This window comes from Paenibacillus cremeus (assembly GCF_007786445.1).
Lineage (GTDB): Bacteria > Bacillota > Bacilli > Paenibacillales > NBRC-103111 > Paenibacillus_G > Paenibacillus_G cremeus.
In genome coordinates this window covers 50,672-74,201 of the sequence record NZ_VNJI01000034.1, presented here as the reverse complement: position 1 = coordinate 74,201, position 23,530 = coordinate 50,672, and the positions used below count along the sequence as shown (strand labels likewise).

At 55.8% G+C, this 23,530-nt stretch carries 16 protein-coding genes and 1 riboswitch; of the genes, 13 read left to right on the top strand and 3 right to left on the bottom strand.

Translation table 11 applies throughout. From position 1 onward, the window contains the following. The first annotated feature begins 89 nt into the window (after positions 1–89). The 3 genes from FPZ49_RS23015 to FPZ49_RS23005 are packed head-to-tail and all read left to right on the top strand — an operon-like array spanning position 90 to position 5,841. Positions 90–1,760 carry a cache domain-containing sensor histidine kinase gene (locus tag FPZ49_RS23015; RefSeq protein WP_315899202.1) on the top strand — a complete coding sequence of 557 codons (1,671 nt, stop codon included), beginning with the start codon at positions 90–92 and terminating at the stop codon, positions 1,758–1,760. Further along, entirely contained in the window at positions 1,757–3,331 is a 1,575-nt protein-coding gene (locus tag FPZ49_RS23010; RefSeq protein WP_144851460.1) for a response regulator transcription factor, read from the top strand. Before FPZ49_RS23015 ends, FPZ49_RS23010 begins: the two co-directional genes overlap by 4 nt. Continuing rightward, entirely contained in the window at positions 3,328–5,841 is a 2,514-nt protein-coding gene (locus tag FPZ49_RS23005) for a beta-mannosidase (protein ID WP_144851458.1), read from the top strand. The genes FPZ49_RS23010 and FPZ49_RS23005 overlap by 4 nt, the downstream gene beginning before the upstream one ends. 57 nt (positions 5,842–5,898) lie before the next feature. Here FPZ49_RS23005 and FPZ49_RS23000 read toward each other — a convergent pair whose 3' ends face one another. Next, on the bottom strand, positions 5,899–6,213 hold the full coding sequence (locus FPZ49_RS23000; protein WP_261381554.1) for a glycoside hydrolase family 73 protein: 315 nt from the start codon (positions 6,211–6,213) through the stop codon (positions 5,899–5,901). Between the two features lie 204 nt (positions 6,214–6,417). Here FPZ49_RS23000 and FPZ49_RS22995 point away from each other — a divergent pair, with 204 nt between their 5' ends. Next, complete coding sequence (locus FPZ49_RS22995) at positions 6,418–7,440, top strand: glycoside hydrolase family protein (RefSeq protein ID WP_261381553.1); 1,023 nt, start codon at positions 6,418–6,420, stop codon at positions 7,438–7,440. A 63-nt stretch (positions 7,441–7,503) separates the two neighbouring features. Here the strand turns inward: FPZ49_RS22995 and FPZ49_RS22990 are convergent, their stop codons facing one another. Beyond that, entirely contained in the window at positions 7,504–8,496 is a 993-nt protein-coding gene (locus FPZ49_RS22990) for a Gfo/Idh/MocA family protein (protein ID WP_144851454.1), read from the bottom strand. 133 nt (positions 8,497–8,629) lie between these two features. Then, positions 8,630–8,713, top strand: a riboswitch (cyclic di-GMP riboswitch). Positions 8,714–8,813: 100 nt separating this feature from the next. Between FPZ49_RS22990 and FPZ49_RS22985 the strand changes: the two genes are divergently transcribed. The 5 genes from FPZ49_RS22985 to FPZ49_RS22965 all read left to right on the top strand — a co-directional run bounded on the left by FPZ49_RS22985 (position 8,814) and on the right by FPZ49_RS22965 (position 15,776). After that, complete coding sequence (locus FPZ49_RS22985) at positions 8,814–9,176, top strand: response regulator (RefSeq protein ID WP_144851452.1); 363 nt, start codon at positions 8,814–8,816, stop codon at positions 9,174–9,176. A gap of 12 nt (positions 9,177–9,188) precedes the next feature. Continuing rightward, complete coding sequence (locus FPZ49_RS22980) at positions 9,189–9,659, top strand: GNAT family N-acetyltransferase (RefSeq protein WP_144851450.1); 471 nt, start codon at positions 9,189–9,191, stop codon at positions 9,657–9,659. Between the two features lie 243 nt (positions 9,660–9,902). Further along, positions 9,903–12,278 (top strand): RNA polymerase recycling motor HelD, encoded by a 2,376-nt coding sequence (gene helD, locus FPZ49_RS22975; protein ID WP_144851448.1) that lies wholly within the window; start codon positions 9,903–9,905, stop codon positions 12,276–12,278. Next, positions 12,259–14,019, top strand: a complete 1,761-nt coding sequence (locus FPZ49_RS22970; protein ID WP_144851446.1) for an ABC transporter ATP-binding protein — start codon at positions 12,259–12,261, stop codon at positions 14,017–14,019. Before helD ends, FPZ49_RS22970 begins: the two co-directional genes overlap by 20 nt. Beyond that, a complete protein-coding gene (locus FPZ49_RS22965; RefSeq protein ID WP_144851445.1) occupies positions 14,016–15,776 on the top strand; it encodes an ABC transporter ATP-binding protein in 1,761 nt (586 codons plus the stop codon). Before FPZ49_RS22970 ends, FPZ49_RS22965 begins: the two co-directional genes overlap by 4 nt. A gap of 275 nt (positions 15,777–16,051) precedes the next feature. Here FPZ49_RS22965 and FPZ49_RS22960 read toward each other — a convergent pair whose 3' ends face one another. Then, positions 16,052–17,587, bottom strand: coding sequence for an LTA synthase family protein (locus FPZ49_RS22960; protein WP_144851443.1), 1,536 nt, complete (start codon positions 17,585–17,587; stop codon positions 16,052–16,054). A 226-nt stretch (positions 17,588–17,813) separates the two neighbouring features. Between FPZ49_RS22960 and FPZ49_RS22955 the strand changes: the two genes are divergently transcribed. The 4 genes from FPZ49_RS22955 to ndk all read left to right on the top strand — a co-directional run bounded on the left by FPZ49_RS22955 (position 17,814) and on the right by ndk (position 23,503). Then, a complete protein-coding gene (locus FPZ49_RS22955) occupies positions 17,814–18,509 on the top strand; it encodes an FHA domain-containing protein (protein WP_144851441.1) in 696 nt (231 codons plus the stop codon). 40 nt (positions 18,510–18,549) lie between these two features. Continuing rightward, positions 18,550–19,848: a UDP-N-acetylglucosamine 1-carboxyvinyltransferase gene (murA, locus tag FPZ49_RS22950; protein WP_144851439.1), complete on the top strand. Its 1,299-nt coding sequence runs from the start codon at positions 18,550–18,552 to the stop codon at positions 19,846–19,848. Between the two features lie 474 nt (positions 19,849–20,322). Further along, on the top strand, positions 20,323–22,992 hold the full coding sequence (gene ppdK, locus FPZ49_RS22945) for a pyruvate, phosphate dikinase (RefSeq protein WP_144851437.1): 2,670 nt from the start codon (positions 20,323–20,325) through the stop codon (positions 22,990–22,992). A gap of 64 nt (positions 22,993–23,056) precedes the next feature. After that, positions 23,057–23,503 (top strand): nucleoside-diphosphate kinase, encoded by a 447-nt coding sequence (gene ndk / locus FPZ49_RS22940; RefSeq protein ID WP_144851435.1) that lies wholly within the window; start codon positions 23,057–23,059, stop codon positions 23,501–23,503. The last annotated feature ends 27 nt before the right edge of the window (positions 23,504–23,530 follow it).

Below are 23,530 nucleotides of genomic sequence, written 5' to 3'. Positions count from 1 at the left end.
GGGTCAGACACTCTTTGCAGCGGAAGCTATCGGTGATCATGCTCGTATCCACACTCATTCCCCTTCTTTTTCTGGGGGGATTTTCGTTTATGATCTCCTCTAAGACGACGGAGGAAAAGACGAAGCAATCCGGGATCAACACGCTGCTGCAGATGGAAGGCAAGCTCCAGTTCGTGCTTCAGGATGTGGAGAACATGTCGCTGTTTCTGATCGGGCAGCGGGATATTCAGCAATATTTGAGCAATCCGAACGAGGATAAAAACGCTACGGCAACCCGGATTCTGGGCTTTACTACGAACTTGGTCAGCTCCAAAGAGTACATCTCCAATATCACGATTTACCCTGCAAGCTCGGATCCGGTGCTATCGACCACGACAATCTATGATTCGGAGCTAGAGCAGCATGTCAACATTCATGAAGTGAAGCGCAAAATGTGGACGGAGCTGTATGCGATCCGCAACTATGCCGGTGACCGCAAGGTGATCACGTTTGTGCGTCCTCTGCGCAGCACCGACAATTATCAGACGCTGGGGTGGCTCGCGATCAGCTTGGATGAGCAGGTCCTTTCCCGCTATTGGTCCGTTCCAACCTTAGGCTATGGCGAAGGGCAGGTGGCGCTGCTGAATGATCAGAGCGTCATTCTTTCCGCGACGGACAAGAGCTGGCTGGCGAAGCCGCTGGAGGCCTTGTTTCCTGGTGAAGCGGCGCAGCTCAGCGGCGACCCGGCGGTTAGCGGCAGCGTGACCTACAGCCTGCACGGCACGAAGAAAACGGTGCTGTATGTTAAGGAGCCGACGGTTGGATGGACGCTGATCAGCATCATCCCGTTCGAGCTGTACAGCGCGCAAAGCCGTTATATCCTGCAGCTGGCTGCGATAGCGGTCGGACTCACCGTGCTGATGAATGCCGGGCTCATCATCTTCCTCGTTCAACGTGTGACGAATCCACTCACTGTTCTTACGCGTCTGCTTACCCGCATCGATCCGAACGAGCCGCTGCCGGTCTACCTACCGGAAGCGTCCGATGAGATCGGAAGGCTCGCGGAGAGCTACAACCTGCTGGGCCGACAGATCGAGACGCTGAAGGAGCAGGTGATCTTAGGCGAGACGCGGAAAAAGGAAGCGGATTTACGAGCGCTGCAGGCGCAGATCAACCCGCATTTTTTGTATAATACGCTGTCCTCGATCCACTGGATCGCACTCATGAACGATGAGGCGCGGATCGCGGACATGGTGGAGGGGCTCAGCGATTTTTTGCGGTTCAGCTTGAATAAAGGGCAGGACTATTGCCCGGTCTACCAAGAGCTGGCTCATATCAAAAATTACACGCGCGTGCAGTCGATCCGTTTTCCGGACAAATTCGATCTCGAATGTGTGGTCGATCCCGACCTGCAGGAGAAATTTATGCTGAAGCTGCTGCTCCAGCCCTTGGTTGAGAATGCAATGATTCATGGCATCCAGAAAAAAGAAGGAAGGGGGACGATCACAGTGTATGTCGAGCGAACGGGGAACCGGATGGGCTTTCATGTGCTGGATGACGGCGTAGGCATGTCCGAGGAGAAGCTAAAGACGCTGCTAAGTCATCTGCAGCAGCCACAAGAAAATGAGCTGACTACGAGTACGGGAAGCTACGGCCTGCGCAATGTGAATGAGCGGCTGCAGCTGCATTACGGCGCCGAGTCGCAGCTGGTGATTGAAAGCCGGCCGAACGCGGGTACACGGATTTCGTTCTCGATTCCGATATTGGAGGCCAGCCCATGAGAATCATGATCGTAGATGATGAAGTCATTATCCGGACAGGACTCGCGAAGGTGATCAAGTGGGATGAGCTGGGCCTTGAGCTGCTCGTACCGGCAGCGTCTGCTGAGGAAGCGATGGAGCGCATCCCTTCGGAGCGGCCGAACATTTTGCTTACCGACATTCGAATGACCGGCAAAACCGGCCTGCAGCTGGCGGAAGAAGCCAGACAGGTGCTTCCGGACCTGGAAGTGATCATCTTGTCCGGTTATGACGATTTTACCTATACGCAGCAGGCTATCCGCCAAGAGGTTGGCGATTATTTGCTCAAGACGAGCAAGCCCGAGGAAATCATTAAAACGGTGCTGCGCGCCAAGCAGCGGGTAGAGGAACGACGGGCGGCCAGCAGCCAGGAGCTGTTCAAAAGCAAGGAAGCCCGCGACCGGATGTTCGAGCGGTGGGTGATCGAGGGCGACACGGACGACCTTTGCCCGGAGCTGCAGAAGGTATTTTTGGCCCGGCTGGAGGAGCCCTTCACCTCCTTCGATGGGAGTGACCGTTATCAGGTTATTCTCATTACTGCCGAGGGCTGGGAGGAGTCGCCGTCTTCGGGAGCGCTGCTGCTGTTCGCAGTGGAGAATATGCTCCGCGAGCTGCTGCCATGCGAAACGCTGATTCAGAAAAAGCGCATTGTCATGGCGATCCGGGCGGATGAGAGGCAGAACGCCAGCTTGCGGCAGTGGAGCTCCTATTTAGCGAAAATCCAAGCCATGCTGAAGTGTAACCTGTTCCTCGCGGTCGGCAAGCAAGTGGAGAAGCCGGAGGCGCTGCACGAATCGTTCGCAGCTGCAGAATATACGCTGGGCTACGAAGGCTTGGTGAATCAGCAGGTGCTGGACTATGCCGATATCGCGCAGCGCAAGGGCGGTAAAACGGTCTGCACGCAGGAGGAGGAGCGAGAGCTGTCTTCCATTTTGCTGGAGGGCGATGCGGTGAAGCTCAAAGGCTGGGTGCAGCAATTTATTCAAAGCCAGCTCGACGATCCGCAGATGACGCTGGAATCATTGGAAGCCTCCGTCCGCTCGGCGGCGCTGTCGGCGCACCGGTGGCTGGAGCGTGTGCTCACGGCGACCGGTCGCGGGAATACGCCGGAGGATGGGGCGCTGCATTTTCAGTTCCAGTTGCGGGCGTTTCCTCGGGATGCACTGTTTCAGCATTTGTATTCGGTCATGAAGCTGTACCACACCCGGCTGGCGGAAGGGCAGGCGACACATGCGCAGAAAGCGATGGCCTATATCGAGGAGCATCTGGGGAGCGATGTGGGGCTGCAGCAGGTAGCGAAGCATGTGCACTTGCATCCGAGCCACTTGAGCGAAGTGTTCAAGAAAGAGACCGGCATGACCTTTGGTGACTTCGTCACGAAGCAGCGCATTCGCCGGGCAATGCAAATTTTGACCATGTCCCCGGCCAAGGTCAGCGAGATTGCTGCGGAGGTCGGGTATGAGGATGTCAAATATTTTGGCCAATTATTTAAAAAGATTACAGGCAAAACACCGAGCGAATATCGGGAGGATAAAGGGAGAGAGAACCGATGATTCTGAATAGCCTTTGGAGAATTCAGCCTTACGATGTGGGACAAATGAGACCGCTGGAGGTTGCAGCTGCCGGTCTGGACGACCGATTTTGGATTACGGCGAAGGTACCTGGGGACGTACATTCGGCGCTAATCGAACGCGGCATTATCGATAATCCGTACTTCGGGCATAACGATGCCAAGAGCCGGTGGATCGAGCAAAAGGAATGGTGGTACCGGACACAGTTCGACTATGACAAAGGGACGAATCCGGATGAGAGGTTTGAGCTCACCTTCGAAGGCTTGGACACCTTTGCGACGATCTACGTGAACGGTCTCGAGATTGGCCAAACCGATAACATGCTGATGGCACACACCTTCGACGTCACGAAAGTGCTGCGCAGCGGCAAAAATGCGATTGCGGTGAAGTTCGATCCGCTGTATTTGCACAACCGGGATAAAGAGCTGTTTCAATGGTCTTCTTATACGAAGGAGCGTCCATGGCTGCGCAAAGCGGCGATGAACTTCGGCTGGGACTGGGGTCCTCGCATGGTTACCGTCGGCATCTGGGGCAACGTCCGAATTGAGCGCAAGCGCTGGGCAAAGCTGGACAGCGTATTTGTCCGTACACTGGCAGCGGATGCTAAGGAAGCTACGCTGCGCGTCGATGTAGACGTTAAGGCATACCGCAGAGAACATAGCCGGGAGTGCTTGGTCAAGCTGTTGAACCGCGAAGGGAAGCTTGCGGCTAGCGCACGCATTCCGGTCAAAGGCAGCCACGGAACCGTCGATATGAACGTGACCGATCCGCAGCTGTGGTGGACGCATGATTTAGGCGAGCCATACTTATATGAAGTGGAAGTCGAGCTCTATGCAGGTGGAGCGCTGGTGGATTCCTACCGGACGTCGTTCGGGATCCGTATGATCGAGCTTCAGTTGAAGGATGAGCTGGGTCAGAACGCGTTTGCCTTTATCTTGAACGGGGTCAAGCTGTTTGCCAAGGGCGCGAACTGGATTCCGGCCGATCATCTGATCGGGGCGATTCCGGATGCCCGTTACCGCGATTTGATCGACTTGTCCGTCGAGTCTAATATGAACATGCTTCGCGTTTGGGCCGGCGGTATCTATGAGAAGGACGTATTCTATGAGGAGTGCGATAAGCGCGGAGTGTTGGTATGGCAGGATTTTGCTTTTGCCAATGCGCTCTTCCCTGACTTTAACCGCGATTTCATGACCAATGTACGCGAGGAAGCGGTGTATAACGTCAAGCGGTTGCGCAATCATGCCTCGCTGGCGCTCTGGTGCGGTAACAATGAGATTGATTGGCTGTACGATATGAAAACCTCCGGCGGCGACATTACCTGCCCATTCTACGGGGAAGCGATCTATCACGAGCTTCTTCCGGAGGTGCTTGAGGCATACGATGACAGCCGCGCTTATTGGCCGTCTTCTCCGTTTGGCGGCAACGACGCCAACGACCCGGATGTCGGCGACCGACACAACTGGCAGGTTTGGCACGGCTCGGTGTACCCGCGTAAGTTCGGCGAAGCACCGCTGCTTGATTACAGCATTCAAGGTGTTACGTTCAAAAACTACAAGAACGACTTCACCCTCTTCAGCAGCGAGTTCGGTATGCATGCATCAGCCAACCGATATACGCTGGAGAAAAACATCCCTGACGGCCAGTTTTATTGGGGCAGCGTCGAGATGGCGTACCGGAACAAGGATACCAACCATCAGAAGGGCATCCTGTTGATGGAAGGGTTCACCGGCATCCCGCAGAACATCGAGGAATACATGAACTACTCGATGCTGACGCAGGCCGAAGGGCTCAAATACGGCATCGAGCACTACCGCCGCAACAAGCATCGCACGAGCGGCTCGCTGGTATGGCAGCTGAACGACAGCTGGCCGGGGACAAGCTGGTCGCTGATCGATTACGAGCTGCTGCCGAAAGCGTCGTTCCATTACGCGAAAAAGTTTTACCACCCGCTGCTGCTGTCACTGGAGCATGAGCCTGGTCAGCCGCTGAACGTTTGGGTCGTAAACGACCGCGTTGAAGCGTTCGAGGGCAAGGTGCGGCTGTCGGTGTATGATTTTGCCGGTGCCGAGGTGTACTCTACCGCCTTCGATGCGAAGGTGCCAAGCAATGGCGCGGTGCAGCTGGGCAGCGTAACCGAGGCGAACGCGTTGAATGGCCGCAGCGCAGAGGACGTGATCGTCAAGCTGACGGCCGAAGGCTTTGAGGCGCCGGACAACGTGTACTACCTGCGGGACCCGAAGGACCTGCGCATGCCGGCCGCGGCCTTGAAGACCGAGGTGAACGAAGAGGAGCAAACCGTTACAGTCGAAGCTGTAGGAAGCGTGGCGCGCATGGTCAAGTTAGACCTGCCGCAGGGCAATATCCGCTTCAGCGACAATTTCTTCGACCTGCTGCCGGGAGAGCGTCGGACTGTGAAGATCAGCCATCCAGAGGGCGAGAAGGTATCGCTGCAAGCTCTGCAAGTTAGCGCATTGAACGTGTCCTTATAATATCTATGTATCAGCCGTACGGACCGAGGAACCATCCTTAGTCCGTACGTTTTTTTATCATCGGAATCCATCCTCCTTCCTCTGCTGCCTGCACCAGCGTAATCCAACGCTCGGCAGTGCTCGAAGAAGCCAGCGTTCGCTATGGTCGTGCACACTGTCCGCCCAGCTGTCATAGGCACGGAAATTGTCCACGGTTTGGATCCATTGCCCGTTGATGTATTCCGCGGTCGGTTGATTGGCGGCTCGCTCGTCGCCGGTGGCTTTTATCCCGAACAGGTTGTTGCCTTTGGCGAACTGGCCGTATCCCGTCTTCAGGGCGGCTTGCGCAATCGTAATGGAGGCAAGCACCCCGCTGTCCTGTTGATCCTCCACCGCCGCGGGAATAAGGGCATCAATAAACTCCTGTGGATTTACCGCATCTCACCTTCTCTGCACAGATGGTAAACTATGATCATAGATATTCAAGGGAGGCTTGGAACGAATCGATAGCAAAAAACCATATCCCACCGTAAAAAAACGCATATCCAACGCTTTCAAACCGCGCTATGATGAAGCAAATGATAGAGGAGGATGTCTATGATGAAATGGAACATGCTGCCCGCTCCAAAAGACGGGGGATTTCGCATGGAAGGGTATTGGGTGTGGTGCGGCTCGGTCGTGAAAGGCGAGGACGGCAAGTATCACATGTTCGCCTCCCGCTGGCCGAAGACGCTGCCGATGCATCCCGGCTGGCTTGTAGCTTCGGAGATTGTTCGGGCGGTGTCCGACACGCCGGAAGGACCTTATGAATTTCAGGAGATCGTCCTGCCGGCCAGAGGAGCGGAATATTGGGATGGGCGAAGCACGCACAACCCGCATATCGTCAAGCATAAGGACACGTACCTCTTGTTCTATATGGGCTCGACACATCCGTTAGCAGAGCCGAATCCGGACACCTTCGAGGGGCTGCAGGACCCGAAGACGATCGTAGCTCGCGCGAACAAGCGGATTGGACTGGCTACTGCGCCCAGCGTGTTCGGTCCTTGGACCCGGCGCGATGCGCCGATTCTTTCAACGCGTCCGGGAAAGTTCGACAGCTTCTTGACGTCGAACCCGGCGCCCAGCGTAAGCGAAGATGGCTCGGTGCTGCTGATTTACAAGGCGCGCAAGTATGAAGGCCACGAGCATGGCAAAATGACAATCGGCGCCGCACGCGCAGACCATTATGAAGGGCCGTACCGAGTCATGCAGGAGGGTCCGATTTTCTCGTCGGAGTATCACCTCGAGGATCCTTTTGTATGGAAGAGCTCAGATGGGTACGAGCTGATCGCCAAAGATATGGACGGCAACATTTGCGGGGAAAAATACGGCGGCATCCACGCCCGCTCAATCGATGGGCTGCGCTGGGAGCTCTCCGACACCCCGCATGCTTATTCGCGCTCCATCGTATGGGACGACGGTACGCGTACCATGCTCGGCAATCTGGAGCGGCCTTTCCTGTTGTTTGAAGACGGGCGGCCGACGCACTTGTTCGGCGCGGTATCGGATGGGGTGAAGGGCTTCTCCGACGCGAAGAATACGTGGAACATGGCTTTTCCGCTCGAGGAGAATCCGCGATAAACCAAGAAAAAGCAGCTCATGGTGTGCTGAAACACAAACATGGGCCGCTTTTTCTTTCATTTACTAGGAATTCGATTTGGCATAATAATTCTGCAGCATCGCATCCATCACGCGGCTCGTGCGCATCGCGGATTCAGGTCGGCTCGGACAATGTCCTTTGCCCAGCAGCTCGTCTACAATTGTCTGAATGAGGGGCTGCTGAATGTGAGCCGGATGGTCGATGAACAGCTCCTCGATGCCGCTCTCGCGAATCAGCCGGATCGGCGCTTCCGCGAACGTGGAAAAGACAATCCGGCCTTTGCTGCCGATAATTTCGTTCTGCTCCAAATTCATCCCCGCATTAAAGCACCAGGTTCCTACGCCTTGCGCACCGGACTCCAGCGTATAGCATCCGCTTACGATATCCTCTGCCGCATAGATTCCCTCCTGATTGGAGGCGAAGCCGCGCGCTTCTGCGATCGGTCCGAGCAGGAAGTCGAGCAGATCCAGCGTATGGCTGCCCACATCGACGAAATACCCGCCGCCGGACAGCTCCGGCTGCACCCGCCAGACCTCGGCGTCCCCGCTCAAGTCCCTCGGGTGCGTTTTCGCCAGGTGTGTGGTCAGCACCGTGCGGATATCGCCAATCGCCCCGTCTTCCAGCCATTCCTTGACCTTCAGGAATCGCGGCAGCGCCCGCCGGTAGTAGGCGATAAACAAAGGCACCCCCGCCTCATGGCAAGCTTGCATCATCGTTTCGCATTCCGCTGCGTTCATGGCCATCGGCTTTTCCACATAGACCGGTTTACCGGCCTTGGCTGCATCCAGCACGTACGGCATATGGGAGGACGGCGGTGTGGCTATGTAGATGGCATCGACCTCCGGATCCGAGATCAAAGCCTCGGCACGATCGTACCATTTGGGCACCTGATGACGTCTGGCATAATCTTCAGCAAGCGCTCCGTTCCTGCGCATGACTGCCGTCAGCCTCGACCCGTTTGCTTTTTGCAGGCCTGGACCGCTTTTGACCTCCGTCACATTGCCGCATCCAATGATTCCCCATCGAATTTCGTTCATTTTGGCTCATCCTCTCCGCTTTTTGGGCTCTAGCTCCTATTATATCAACAGCAAGTACGAAATGGCGATTGTTAAGATCATTTTACTTGTATTTTCGCTGCAGGATGCTATAATACTACTGAAACTCGCTAAATCGACGAAGTGGCAAACTTGGTGAAAACCAGGGACGCAAAGCTAAAGGGACTAACGTGTTACGCTATGTCAGCCAGCTGCCGAAGGATATGAGGAAACATTCGAGATCAGCCCTCCCTTTTGGCATATTGGGGAGGTCTTTTTATTTATACCATTAAGTATGTGATTGGGAGGGCCCAGAACACGTGAAGAAAATTTTGATCGTCGATGATTCGTTATTTATGAGAATGATCTTGAAAAACGTGATTCAAGAGCTCGGGTACGAAACAATCGCAGAAGCAAGCAACGGCTTGGAAGCGCTGACACTATACAAGGAGCACCAGCCGGACTTGGTCACGCTCGATATCACGATGCCAGAGATGGACGGAATTACGGCGCTCAGCGAGCTGAGAAAGATGGATCCGAACGCGAAGGTCATTATGGTTTCGGCGATGGGCCAGCAGGCGCTGCTCATTCAGGCGATCACGATGGGGGCCAGCGATTTTATTGTGAAGCCGTTCAATAAAGACCGGGTGATGGAGGCTTTTAAAAAGGCTTTTATGCTATAATGAAGAAGTCTAATGAGATCATCTATAAGGAGCTTGACGCAAGTGGAAATCATCAAGGTACATACACAAGATCAATTACAGGAATGCTTTTCCGTCCGTGTGGAAGTGTTTGTCGAAGAGCAGCAGGTTCCGCCGGAGCTGGAGCTGGACGAGTTTGACGCATCGCCGGAGGCGAGCAAGCATTTCCTGGTGCGCGATGAGGCAGGGGTACCGATCGGTGCCGCGCGTTGGCGGATGTACAATAATGAAACCGCAAAGCTGCAGCGGATTGCGGTACTGAAGCCGTACCGGGGCAAGGGGATCGGGCGACTCATTATTGATGCGATGGAGAAAGATATCCAGGCGGAGGGCGTTCCAGCCGTCATTTTGGACGGGCAGACGCACGCGGAGGATTTTTACAAGAAGCTAGGGTATGTGACGATCTCACCGGAGCCGTTTGAAGAAGCGGGCATCATGCACGTAAGAATGCGCAAAGAACTGTAAGCAAGCGGAGGAGCGAATCCTCCGTTTTTTTCTTTTTTTTCGGCATTTTGCATAACAATCGTCTAAATCTGGAAAAACAAAAAAAGCCCCGTTGATTTCGGCAGCTGCGGGTGCTACAATATGTTTTGGTCTCTCTTTTTTTGAAGATAGACGGGATGAAACAATACTTATCTACAGTAATTATAACACCATGGCGCTTACTTGTCAAACCTGATGATTATTCGCTTAAAGAGGAGTGATTCGATGAGCATATCAGAGAAAGATTGGCGGGAAGAGCAAGTACGGGTGGATGAGGTGACCACGAAGATCGCCGGACAGGTCGAGCGACTGGAAGCTCAGTTTGGGGAAACCAAAGCCGATATGGTGGACATTCGCAAGCACTTTTGGGATGAAGTGACCCTCAACTTTAGCAATATGGAAGAGGTCATGGACACGTACTTCAGCATCAAGCAGCAGGCGGATGTCCTGACCGAACGGGAGCGCAGCTATCGGAATTCCGCGGCGGCGGCTGCGAAGCTGAGGCGGATGATCGATTCGCCTTATTTTGGGCGGATTGATTTTCGAGAGGCTGGAGAGCCGAAGGAGGAGCCGATCTATCTTGGCATTGCTTCCTTCGTCGATGAAGCGAGCGATACGTTTTTGATCTACGACTGGCGTGCGCCGGTTTCGAGTCTCTATTATGATTACCCGCCGGGTCCGGCTGTGTATCAAACTCCGGGCGGCGATGTCGCAGGAGAGATGACGGTCAAACGGCAGTATGTCATCCGCGGGCATGAGATCAAGCTGATGTTCGATACGGGCATCACGATTGGAGATGAGCTGCTGAAGCAGGTGCTCAGCCGCAGCTCCGATGCGCAGATGAAAACGATCGTGGCCACGATTCAGAAGGAGCAAAATCGGATTATCCGCGATGACAGCCACCGAATGCTGATTGTACAGGGCGCAGCTGGGAGCGGCAAAACATCGGCGGCGCTGCAGCGCGTAGCGTATTTGCTCTATAAGCATCGGGAGACGCTCAAGGCGGATCAGATGCTGCTGTTTTCGCCGAACCCGCTGTTTAACAGCTATGTATCGACCGTGCTTCCGGAGCTCGGGGAAGAAAATATGCAGCAGACGACGTTTCAGGAGTATTTGCAGCACCGGCTCGGCAAAGATTTTGAGGTGGAGGACCCATTCCAGCAGCTGGAGTACGTGCTCTCGGGAGTGAACGACCCGGACTATGCGGCCCGCATGGAAGGGATTAGATATAAATCGTCGGTAAGCTACTTGAATGCGATTCGTGCGTATTACGAGCTGCTTGGGCAGGAGGGAATGGCATTCCGCTCCATCCGGTTCCGCGGGCGAACGGTAGTTGCAGCTGGTACGATCAAGGAACGGTTTTACTCGTACGATCGGTCGATTCGGCTGCCGAATCGGATCGTTCTTCTGCGGGATTGGCTGCTGGAGCAGCTGGCGTCGTTCGAAAAAGATGAGTGGAAAAAAGCCTGGGTCGAAGAAGAGATCGAGCTGCTCAGCACGGAGGATTACCAGCGGGCTTACGGTAAAATGCGCCGTATGAATCGAGCTCAAGGCCGTGAGGTGTCGTTCGACGATTTCGAGAAGGAAAAGGAACTGCTCGCTCGTATGATCGTTCAGGAGCAGATCAAGCCGGTGAAAAATCGCATCAAAAACCTGCGCTTTGTGCACGTGCAGGCGCTATATCGGCAGCTTTTTCAGGAGGAAGGCGTGGGTCGCAGCTTGATCGCTTCAAACGAGCTTCCGCCACTTTGGTCACATATCTGCAAGCAGACGCTGGAGCGGCTGGAGCGCTCGGAGCTGGCGTATGAGGATGCGACGCCGTATCTCTATTTAAGCGAATTGCTGCTGGGCTTCCAAACCAACACTTCGGTCCGTCACGTCATTGTGGATGAGGCGCAGGACTATTCTCCATTTCAATTGGAGTTTCTGAAGCGGCTGTTCCCGCGGGCCCGGATGACGGCGCTGGGGGACATCAACCAGGCGATCTACGCGCATGGCTCCGTGCTGCACGAGCTCGATCCGATCGTGGCCCTCTATGGACCGGAGCAGACCGAGATCATCCGGCTGACGCGCAGCTACCGTTCAACGCAGGAGATTGTGGAATTTACCCGCGGCATGCTGCCGGGCGGAGAGGAGATCGAGCCGTTCCAGCGCAGCGGAGAGAAGCCGACGATGAAGGTAGTGCATAGTACAAACGCACTGCATGAGGAGATCGCACGCGATGTCGAGTCGCTTCGCGCCGAAGGCTTTGCGTCAATCGCGATCATCGCTCAATCCGCGGAAGAAAGTGCCGCGGCCTATGAAGCGCTGCGTGAGCGGCTGGAGCTAAGGCTCATTACCAAGAGCTCCCCGTCCTTTGAGCAGGGCACGCTGGTCATTCCCGCCTATTTGGCGAAGGGGGTGGAGTTCGATGCAGTCATCCTTTACAATGCCTCGAAGGCGCAGTACAGTAGGGAGGAAGTTCGGAAGCTCTTTTACACGGCCTGCACCCGGGCAATGCACCAGCTGCGTTTGTACTCGCTCGGCGAGCCGACTCCGTTCGTAACGGAGCTTGCGAGGGACACTTGGGAGGATCGGACACATGAAGAGGCTAACAGGTAAAATACCGGTTCGGGAGTACACCCTTCTGCTCCAGCGGTATTTAAAGCCGCAGTGGAGAAGCATCGTTTGGCTCAGCATTTTGCTGATCGGCGGCATCGGGATGCAGCTGGTCAATCCGCAAATTATCCGCTATTTCATCGACACGGCGCAATCGCAAGCCAGTTCCCGACCGCTGCTGTATGCAGCCGGGTTGTTCATTGGGGTGACGCTGCTGCAGCAGGTGGTATCGGTGCTGTCTACCTATGTCGGGGAAAACGTAGGCTGGATCGCCACCAATCAGCTGCGGGGGGACGTGGCGTCCCACTGCTTGAAGCTGGATATGAATTTTCACAAGTCTCAAACCTCCGGAGTTATTATCGAGCGGGTGGACGGGGATATCAACAACCTGGCGAACTTTTTTTCCCATTTCGTCATTACGCTGCTGAGCAACTTGCTGCTGGTGGCCGGGATGCTGGTGCTGCTGTTCCGGGAAGGCTGGCTGATTGGTGCCGGGATGCTCGTGTTTGTCGTGTTTGCGATTTGGGCGATTCAATATATTCGTCAGTTCGCCGTGCCCTTTTGGGGAAAAATGAGGCAGATTAGCGCGACGTTCTACGGTTTCTTGGGCGAGCATCTGGAGGGCACCGAGGACACCCGCGCCAATGGGGCGACCGGGTATGTGATGCACCGGTTTCATACGCTGATCCGTGAATGGCTGCCGCTTCGGGTCCGAGCGTTCTTTGGCTGGGCGATGATGTGGATCACGACGCTGATCGTGTTCGCAATCGGCAACGCGGTGGCGTTTGCGCTCAGCTATTATTTATGGAAGCAAGGCTCGATCACGCTGGGTACGGTGTATATGATCTTTTATTACACGGAGCTGATGGCCAAACCGATCGAGAATATCCGCACGCAGATGGAGGATTTGCAAAAAGCGGACGCCAGCATTATGCGGGTGCGTGAGCTGCTGCAGACGGAGTCCGAGATCAAGGACGGCCCTGGGGTGCCGATTGACTCGGGTCCGCTGCCGGTCGAGTTCGACCGCGTCAGCTTCGGCTATGACGAGAAGAGCACGACGCTGCAGGACGTCAGCTTTGTGCTGGAGAAGGGCAAGGTACTGGGCCTTCTAGGGCGCACGGGCAGCGGCAAGACGACGCTCGCTCGGCTGCTGCTCCGCTTCTACGACCCGCAGGAAGGCAGCATCCGGTTCGGTGACAAGGAGCTGCGCGAGGCCAAGCTGCAGGAGCTTCGCAGCCGCGTCGGTATGGTGACCCAGAGCATTGAAATTTTTCAGGGGTCGGTGCGGGATAACCTGACGTTTTTTGACGAGTCGATCAGCGATGACCGTGTCCGACAGGTGCTGGGCGAGCTAGGCATGGAGCCATGGCTCCGCTCGCTTCGCAGCGGACTCGATACGCTGCTGGAATCGGGCGGCGGCGGGTTGTCCGCGGGGGAAGCACAGCTGCTGTCGTTTGCCCGCGTGTTTTTATCCGACCCGGGGTTGGTCATTCTGGATGAAGCGTCCTCGCGCCTCGATCCGGCCACGGAGCAGCGTATTGAACAGGCGATCACCCGGTTGCTGGTGGATCGGACCTGCATCATTATTGCGCACCGCCTCGCAACGATCCAGCGTGCAGACCGCATCCTCATTCTGGATAACGGACAGATTGTGGAATACGGCGACCGGGCACACCTCGGCGCCGATCCGGAATCCCGGTACAGCCAGATGCTGCGGGTAGGATTGGAGGAGATGCTGGTATGACGACCTTCGCATTTTTGTGGAAGCTGACGCGCTATCGGCTAATTCTGTACATACTGAATGCTTTGGCTTGGACGCTCATCTATTTGGCTCCGATTGTGCCCGGGCTGCTCACGAAGCAGTTCTTCGATCTGCTGTCGGGCAGCTCACCGTATGGGTTCGGTGTCGGGGCGCTGATCGCGCTTCTGCTGGCGGCGGCGCTCGCCCGCGTGGTGCTGATCGTGTTCGGCTTCATAACGGACGTTCAGTTTCGCTTTCGCATCGGGGCGCTGCTGCGACGCAATTTGCTGCGGCACGTGCTGAAGGAGCCGGGTGCCAAGGCGATCCCTTGCTCGCCGGGCGAGGCGATCAGCTCGTTTCGCGATGACGTCGATCAGGTGGAGGAAACGGTCAGCTGGTCAGTTGACGCATTTGCGATGACGTGCTTCGCGGCGGTGTCCTGCTTCATCTTGATCCGCATTAATGCGCAGATGACGATGTGGGTCTTTTTGCCGCTGGTTGTGGTCGTCTCGATCGCACAGCTGTCCACCGCTATGCTGCAAAAATACCGCGCTGCCAGCCGGGAGGCGACAAGCCAAGTGACGGGCGCGATCAGCGAGATGTTCAGCTCGGTGCAGTCGATTCAAGTGGCCGGCGCCGAGGATCGCGTTATCGACCGCTTCAAAGCATTGAACGAGAATCGCCGGGAAGCGATGCTGAAGGATAAGCTGATGAATTCCATGCTGGATTCCGTGTTCTCCAATGCAGTCAATATCGGGACAGGGCTCATCCTGCTGCTTGCCGCGCAGTCGATGCGTGACGGCAGCTTTACCGTCGGGGATTTTGCCTTATTCGTCTATTACTTAAACTTCGTTACGCAATTTATCCAGAATTTTGGTAAATTTCTAACCTACTTCAAGCAGTGCACGGTTTCGAAGGGGCGGTTGGAGACGCTGCTACAAGGAGCGGAGCCGACGAAGCTGACGGAGTACCACCCGCTTTATCTGCGGGGAACGCTGCCGGAGCCGGAGGCGGAGGCTCGCCTGACACCGGGGCAGGAGCTGGACGTGCTGGAGGTGCGGGGCTTAACCTATCGATACCCCGAGACGGGACGCGGCGTCGAGGGGGTCGATTTGACGCTGGCGCGCGGGTCGTTTACCGTTATCACGGGCCGGGTCGGCTCGGGGAAAACGACGCTGGTGCGCGCCTTGCTCGGTCTCCTGCCGATGCAGGCAGGAGACCTGCGCTGGAACGGGGAGCCGGTGGGCGCCCCGGGCGATTTCTTTGTGCCGCCGCGCAGCGCCTACACGCCGCAGATTCCGCGGCTGTACAGCGATACGCTGGCGAACAATATTTTGCTCGGGCTGGTACCCGAGCAGGGGCAGCTCGAGCGGGCGATCCGCTCGGCCGTGCTGGAGCCGGACCTCGAGCGGCTGCCGCTGGGGCTCGAGACGGTCATCGGCCCGCGGGGCGTCAAGCTCTCCGGCGGGCAGGCCCAGCGGACGGCGGCGGCGCGCATGTTCGTCCGCGAGGCGGAGCTGCTCGTCTTCGACGACCTGTCAAGCGCGCTCGACGTCGATACCGAGCGCAAGCTCTGGGAGCGCATCGAGACGCAGCGGCAGGGCGCCGCGTGCCTCGTCGTCTCCCACCGTAAAGCCGCCCTCGCGCAAGCCGACCGCATCATCGTCCTCAAGAACGGGCGCGTGGATGCCTCCGGCAAGCTTGAGGAGCTGCTTGAGACGAACGAAGAGCTGCGCAGCCTCTGGTACCGTGAGGAGTAGGGTGTGATGGCTTGCCGCGCTCCCTGCAGGGGAGCTGGCATCTCGCGCAAACCCTACATTTCCCGGGCAAGCGCATGTTTCGACAGCTTTAGGCATAAAGCCGACAAGTCATCGCACCGGCCAAAGTAAGGTGAATATCCCTTACTATGAGCCCGAAGCCGCGCAATCCGGCCTCAAGAGCGGTAAATTTACCTCACAAACTAAAAAAGTGGCTATCCCAATCAGGTTTTTCTTAAACCAGATGGGATAGCCACTTGCCATTTAGCCGAGCTGCGCTACGGCGCCGCTGTTTTCTCCACCACCGGAACGGTGAGGACTTGCGATTGACCGAGTACGTGGTTCTTCGAGTCGATCGTCTTCACTTGCACGTCCAACCTGCCTGGCTTCGCATACAGCTCCTTCGGGAGCGAGACGGTCAGCGTCTCTTCGCTCTGCCACTGGCTCTGCAGCTGCTGCCCGTTCACGAACACGGTGCTGCCGAGGCCGAAGCGGCCGCCGCGCAGCGTCAGCTGTGCTTTGCCGAAGGTGTCGCCGCGCACCGTGACTGCCTCGGGCGTGATCTGCTTGACCACCGGATCGCCGTAGCCTAGCGTAAATGGCGGATCGCTCGCCAACGCATTATTTTTCTCTGCCTCCAAAATCGCATTCTGCCGCGCCTCATACTCTTTCACGAGATCCACGTCAATGTGGTAAGCCTCATAATGATCCTCCGGCGGGACAATCGGCATCTTCTTCGACAGCTCAGATAAGTAATCGGTATAGGCGCTGCCTTTGCGGCCCGCCAGATGCAGGATGTATGGACTTAGGAACGAAGGGCTGATATGCAGCTCATCCGTTTGTCCCGGAGGTAAATAGTTGTTCCATACGATGACGGGCGTGCTGTGCATTTTTTCCAAGAAATCGGGGTCGTCCTCCCCAGTAATATACTTGGACTCCTTGTACACCAAATACTGCTCCAGCGACGGCAGATGGTCACCGAAAAATACAAGCACCGTAGGCTCCTTCACCTGACTGAAATGGGTCACAAGCTCCTGCAGCATATCATCAGCGCCCCGCATGCCTTGTGCGTAGGTTTCGGCGATGCCCAGAGCTTCATTCGAGCCCGTTCCGGAAACATCGATCGTATTGCGCTTAAACTTGCCCGGCCAATAATGATAGTGATTTTCCATCGTATTGGCAAAGATGAAATCGGGACCCGGATTTTTCTCGCTTTCTTCAATAATCCGTTTGGCCACCGCATGGTCGCCGATATAAGGCCCGACATATTCATCGGGATTGAAATATTCCAAGCTGATAAATTTGGAGAACCCGAGATGCTTGTACACCTCCGAGCTGTTAAAATACCAATTATAAAACGGGCTGATCGCCGTCGCCTTATACCCCTGGGATGAGAGGATAGTGGCCAGGGAGGCGGTGGGCTGCTTGATGTACTGCTCATAAACGATCGACCCTTCCTGGAAAAAACGGTACGAGTGACCGGTCAGCACCTCCAGCTCGACATTCGCCGTACCTCCGCCGAACATGGGCGAGAGCATCGTGCCATGGGTATACCGCTCTTGCAGCGCATGGAAAAATGGAGCCGGATCCTCGCTGAATTTCAAATTGGTCATTTGAGTGATGTCCCAGAACGCTTCGCTAAGCACGATGATGATGTTGGGCGGCTTGCTTAGTTCTTCCTTCGACCAGTCGGTTTTCTGCTCAATGACGGGAGGAGACTTGGGTGTAAGCGGTTTAATAAATTCCGACGATTGGAACGTCAGGAGGGCCAGCGACCAGAGGGCAGTCGTCAGCAGGCGAATGAGCAGCGGCATAAAAGGAAACTCCCCCGTAGTATGATTAGGTCCTAAATCATTCGTATTATATCATAAGGCGATTGTCTCTGATAATAGGCTGTCAGTGACTTGTGAGCGACACGTCAGCGCAAAAGTATTTACCTTGAAGCCAAAAATGGATATGATAGGGAATGGATTCATTTTCGCAATGGAAGAGCTTGGAGCTATGTTCTTAACATCAAGAAGGCTCGGGAGGGAACGCAACTTGGATACTTTCGCTTGTCTGTATGTGATTCGAGGCGAGCCGTTCAGGCCTGGGACATGTCTGAATCTGGCCGCTTCTGAAACCGTGATCGGTCGAGCGTCCAACGATTATTCGCCGGATTTTGCTTTTACGAATGCGTTCTTGTCGCGGAAGCATTTCTTGATTCGCAAAGAAGGGGACAAAGCCGTCCTCTACGATCTGGGAAGCCGGCACGGCACAGAAATCAATGGCGTTCGCGCAGAGCCGCATAAGCCCTATCCGCTGCAGTCGTTCGATATTATTAAACTGGCCAAAGGGATGACGGTCATCCACTTTTCATATATTTTTGCCGATCAGACGCTGGAATTGGAGCCGCTCAGTGTGACGCAGCGACTGACCGTGCCTGTTGAGCCTCCGCTGACGATTCACTGGGAAAAGCACGAATGCACTGTCGGCGGCAAACGGATTGCGATGTCGGAGAAAGAGTTTTTGCTGATCCAGCTGCTGTATGAGCAGGCCAATCGGCTGGTGCCGATTGAAGAAATCAAACAGAGCGTTTGGCCGGAGCGCACGGTGGGGGTGGACGGTATTCCCGATGTCAGTATGGATGAGCTCAACGCTCTAGTGTACCGAATTCGTAAAAAATATGGCAAGGACACGTTCCTGATCAGTGCGGTTCGCGGCAGCGGCTATGTATTGGAAATGGATTCCAAATAAAAATAGAACGTTACAGTAACTTCCGAAGGTGGGTACTTTGATGCGATACATTCAAGTAGAATCGGCAGGACCGCTTGTTGGCAGTGTACAAATCCCGGGCTCCAAAAACAGCTCGCTAGCCCTGCTGGCAGCAGCATGCTTGGCTGACGATGTGGTCACACTCGAGGGGATTCCGAAAATTGATGATGTCAAAGTCATCGCCCGCATCGCGCAGGATATCGGTTTAGAGGTTCGGCGGGAGAGTAATGGAGATGTGGTCATCGATCCCCGCTGGATTCACAGCGCCGTGATTGATCCGGGAAAAGCGGCGGCATACCGCGCTTCGTATTATTTTGCAGGGGCACTGCTCGCCAAATTCGGCCGTGTGACGATTGGGTTTCCAGGCGGAGACGATTTCTCTTCGCGTCCGATCGATCAGCATATTAAAGCGTTTCAGGCGCTGGGTGCAAAAGTAGTGTTTCATGAAGATTATTACGTCGTCGAAGCTGCTGAGCTTCGGGGTACCGATATTTATTTTGACACGATCACCTCAGGGGCGACAATCAATAGCTTGCTCGCTGCCTGCCGGGCCAAAGGCCGCACCAATCTGTACAATGCGGCGGTCGATCCGGAGGTCGTCGATACGGCTACGCTGCTCAATCGGCTAGGGGCGCGGATTTATGGCGCGGGAACGGACCGCATTCGCATCGAAGGTGTGCCATACTTAAACGGCGGAGGCCATGCCGTCATCCCTGACCGGCTCATTGCCGGCTCGTTCTTAATGGCGGCCGGCATTACAGGCGGTCGTGTGACGGTGCAGGATGTCATTCCGGAGCATCTGGGCTCTTGTATCGCCAAGCTGAAAGAAGTCGGTCTAGGCATCGAGATGGACGAGAGCAGCATCACCGCGTACGGTCAGGACGGCATTCGCGCGACTAGGGTACGAGCTTCGATGTATCCGGGCTTTGCCACCGATCTGCAGCAGCCGGTGACCGCATTGCTCACGCAGGCGAAGGGCAAAAGCATTGTCACCGAGCGCGTGTACCCAAACCGGTTTAATCACGTGCCGCAGCTGAGACGGATGGGCGCGGACATTGAGGTCAGGCAGGAAACCGCGTTTATTCGCGGTGGGCGGCCGCTGACCGGCTCCTGGGTGCATGCGACCGATGTTCGGGCGGGTACATGCCTGGTGTTAGCCGGGCTGGTGGCCGAAGGCGCGACTCGCATCACGGGTGTGGAGCACTTGGAGCGGGGCTATGACGACGTGATCGGCAGCTTCCGGTCGCTCGGGGCGAACATTACATTGCTGGAGCGAGATTTGGAGCAAGAGCAGGAGGCCCGTTCGGTGGGCTCACTGTAGGCAGGGTAATGGATGAAGAAACACCGTAGATTCCTTTCGAGGAATTTGCGGTGTTTTTTGTTGCGTTTGAGGAGCGAGGGGTGGTACTTCGCAAGAGTCCTTTTCTCTATTATCCCTTTGACTCAGGGCTAGATTGGTAAAAGAGGCAGCGCAAAAAAAAGGTTAGCGGGGCTGATCCATATGAGTATGCTTTGATGATGGTACGTTGATTGCATTCATCGCCCATTGCTTCTCCGTCCCAAGGTTGGTGGTGACATGACCAGACCTGAGTGATGGGGATAATGGGTAAAAGGAGGAAAATAAGAGGGGGTACTGTAGGGATATAGGACTCACATTTCAATTATAAAATACATACTAAATACAATTAATACGCACTATTTACAGTATATTATTATGTATGATATGTTTTATATAACAAGATATTTACCGAAAAACTGTGATTTATGTATCCTAATTCATGGGGGGATCATCATCATGCCTAACATTGTTTCGTTTCAGCAAGGGAATGCCGCGATGAAGCAGCTGCTTGGAGGTAAAGGCGCCAATCTCGCTGAGATGACGCGTGCTGGTCTGCCGGTGCCGCCGGGGTTTACGATTACGACCGAGGTTTGCCGTCGATTTTATGATGGGGGTGGGCAGCTGCCGGCAGGCCTCATGGAGGAGCTTAATCAATCGATGCGAGAGCTGGAAGCCGCCAAACAACAGCGCTTTGGGGACCCGATGCAGCCGCTTCTGGTGTCGGTTCGTTCGGGCTCCGTGACCTCGATGCCGGGGATGATGGATACGATCTTGAACCTGGGGCTGAACGACGAGACGGTTAAGGGGCTCGCTGTCATGACCGGCAATGCCCGGTTTGCCTATGACTGCTACCGCAGGCTGATTCAGATGTTTGGCAATGTGGTGTTCGACATTGAATCGCATCATTTTGAGCTGGGGCTGCGTCGGTTGAAGCGGAAGCTCCGGCTGGAGCAGGACAGTGAGATCCCGGCCGAGGGCTGGATTGAGCTCATTGCGAGCTATAAGGCGGTTATCGCCAAAGAAGCCGGCAGACCGTTTCCACAATCGGTCAGCGAGCAGCTTGAGCTAGCCGTCGCAGCGGTGTTCCGCTCGTGGAATAATCATCGCGCCCAGTTTTACCGTCGGCTCCATCACATTCCTGATGAGCAGGGTACGGCGGTGAACATTCAAGCGATGGTGTTCGGCAACATGGGCGGCGATTGCGGTACAGGGGTGCTGTTTACACGCAATCCGTCCACGGGTGAGGATGTGTTGTACGGAGAATATTTGATGAATGCGCAGGGAGAGGACGTTGTAGCAGGAGTGCGGACACCTGTTCCAATTGCCAAGCTAAAAGCAGAGATGCCTGACATATACGAGCAGCTCTTCCAAACGGCCAAAGCGCTGGAGCTGCACTACAGAGATATGCAGGACATCGAGTTTACCGTCGAGCAGGGGAAGCTGTATTTGCTGCAAACGCGAAGCGGCAAGCGCACGGCTCAAGCGGCCGTGAAGATCGCCGTCGAGCAGGTCAAGGAGGGCCTGATCTCGCACGGTGAGGCTATACTGCGAATCGAGCCTTTTCATCTGGATCAGCTGCTGCACCGTGCCATAGATACGGATCGGCCGTTAGACGTGCTGGCGACAGGATTGCCCGCCTCACCGGGCGCCGCCACCGGGCTGGCTGTTTTTGATGCGGACACGGCGGAGGCTTGGGCACGCGAGGGACGCAAGGTGATTCTCGTCCGCTCGGAGACGACGCCGGAGGATATTCACGGCGTACTGGCCGCCGAGGGTGTATTAACGAGCCGTGGCGGTATGACGAGCCATGCGGCGGTGGTGGCGCGCGGGATGGGGAAGCCGTGCGTATGCGGCTGCGATGCGGTGGGCATCGAAGGCCGCGAGTTCAGCGTGAAGCTGAGCGACGGGCGGACGGTGACAATCAGCGAAGGCGATCAAGTCTCCATCGATGGCGCCAGTGGGCGGGTCATTCGCGGAGCCGTCAGCCTGCGCGAGCCGGTACTCACCGCGGAGCTGAGCGAGCTGCTGGCTTGGGCGGATGAGATTCGTACGCTGCAGGTGTATACGAACGCCGACACGCCGGAGGATGCGGCGAAGGCGCGGCATTTTGGGGCGGAGGGCATCGGCTTGTGCCGGACGGAGCATATGTTTATGCAAGCAGCCCGTGTGCCTGTAGTGCAAAGTATGATCCTTGCTGAGACGGCGGATGAACGGGCTAAGGCATTGCAGCAGCTGCTTCCTATGCAGCAGGAGGATTTTGAAGGCATCTTCCGCGCCATGGATGGCTTGCCGGTGACGATTCGGCTGCTGGATCCGCCACTGCATGAGTTTTTGCCGAATCTGGAGCAGCTGGTGCTGCAGCAGGAACGGATGAGCCATAACCCGGCTGTAGAGCCGGAGCAGAGGGCGAAGCTCGATTCGCTGCTGCGCAAAGTGCGGACGCTGCACGAAATGAACCCGATGCTCGGTACCCGGGGCTGCCGTCTGGGCCTTGTGCTTCCGGATATATATGAAATGCAGGTCGAAGCGATTTTTCGTGCCGCCGTGCAATGCAAACAGGCTGGAATGGATGTGCGGCCGGATATTATGATTCCGCTGGTAGGCCATGCCAATGAGCTGAAGCGGATGCGGGAGCTGGTCGTGCGAACCGCTTCGGAGGTCCTGGGTAAGCTTAACCATGCCGCAGACTGCATTTCCTACCAGATCGGGACGATGATCGAAGTGCCTCGTGCGGCCATTACTGCCGGGCAAATTGCGCAGCATGCGGACTTTTTCTCCTTCGGTACCAATGATTTAACGCAGATGACATTCGGTTACAGCCGGGACGACGCCGAAGGGAAATTCCTTACGCATTATGTGGAAACGGAGCTGCTGCCGAATAATCCGTTCCAGGTGCTCGATCAAGACGGGGTAGGCCAGCTCATGGAATGGGCCGTCGAGCGGGGCAAAACTGTGAAGCCGCTGCTCAAAACCGGCATCTGCGGCGAGCACGGCGGCGATAAGCCGTCCATCTTTTTCTGCCATGCCATCGGACTGGATTATGTGAGCTGTTCTCCATACCGCGTACCCGTGGCGAGAATTGCCGCCGCTCAGGCACAGCTAACTGCACCAAACGTCTGGAAATAACCGGAAGTGGGCATACTAAGCAGTACGCTAGCGTTTACAACTTCAGAATGGGAGTGTGGTACACATGGAAAAAACGTTTCTGATGGTAAAGCCGGACGGGGTGCAGCGTCATTTGATCGGCCGGCTGGTGCAGCGGTTTGAGGACCGGGGCTTCGAATTGATCGGGGCTAAAATGTTTCGCATGACGAAAGAGCAGGCCGAGTATCACTATGCAGAGCATAAAGAGAAGCCGTTTTTCGGCGAGCTGGTTGATTTTATTATTTCCGGACCGGTATTCGGGATGGTGTGGCAGGGCGAAAACGTCGTTGCTCTGTCCCGGGTGATGATGGGCAAAACCAATCCGCTCGAAGCCACACCAGGCACGATTCGCGGTGATTTCGCCGTCGATAAGGGCAGCAACGTCATCCATGGCTCGGATTCCGCCCAGAGCGCGGAGCGGGAGATTGCGAACTTTTTTCGCCCGGATGAGCTGATGCTGCAGGAGCCGCCGGCGCTTCGAGTCGTGCAATAACTAAGTGATATACTGACAAAGAAAACC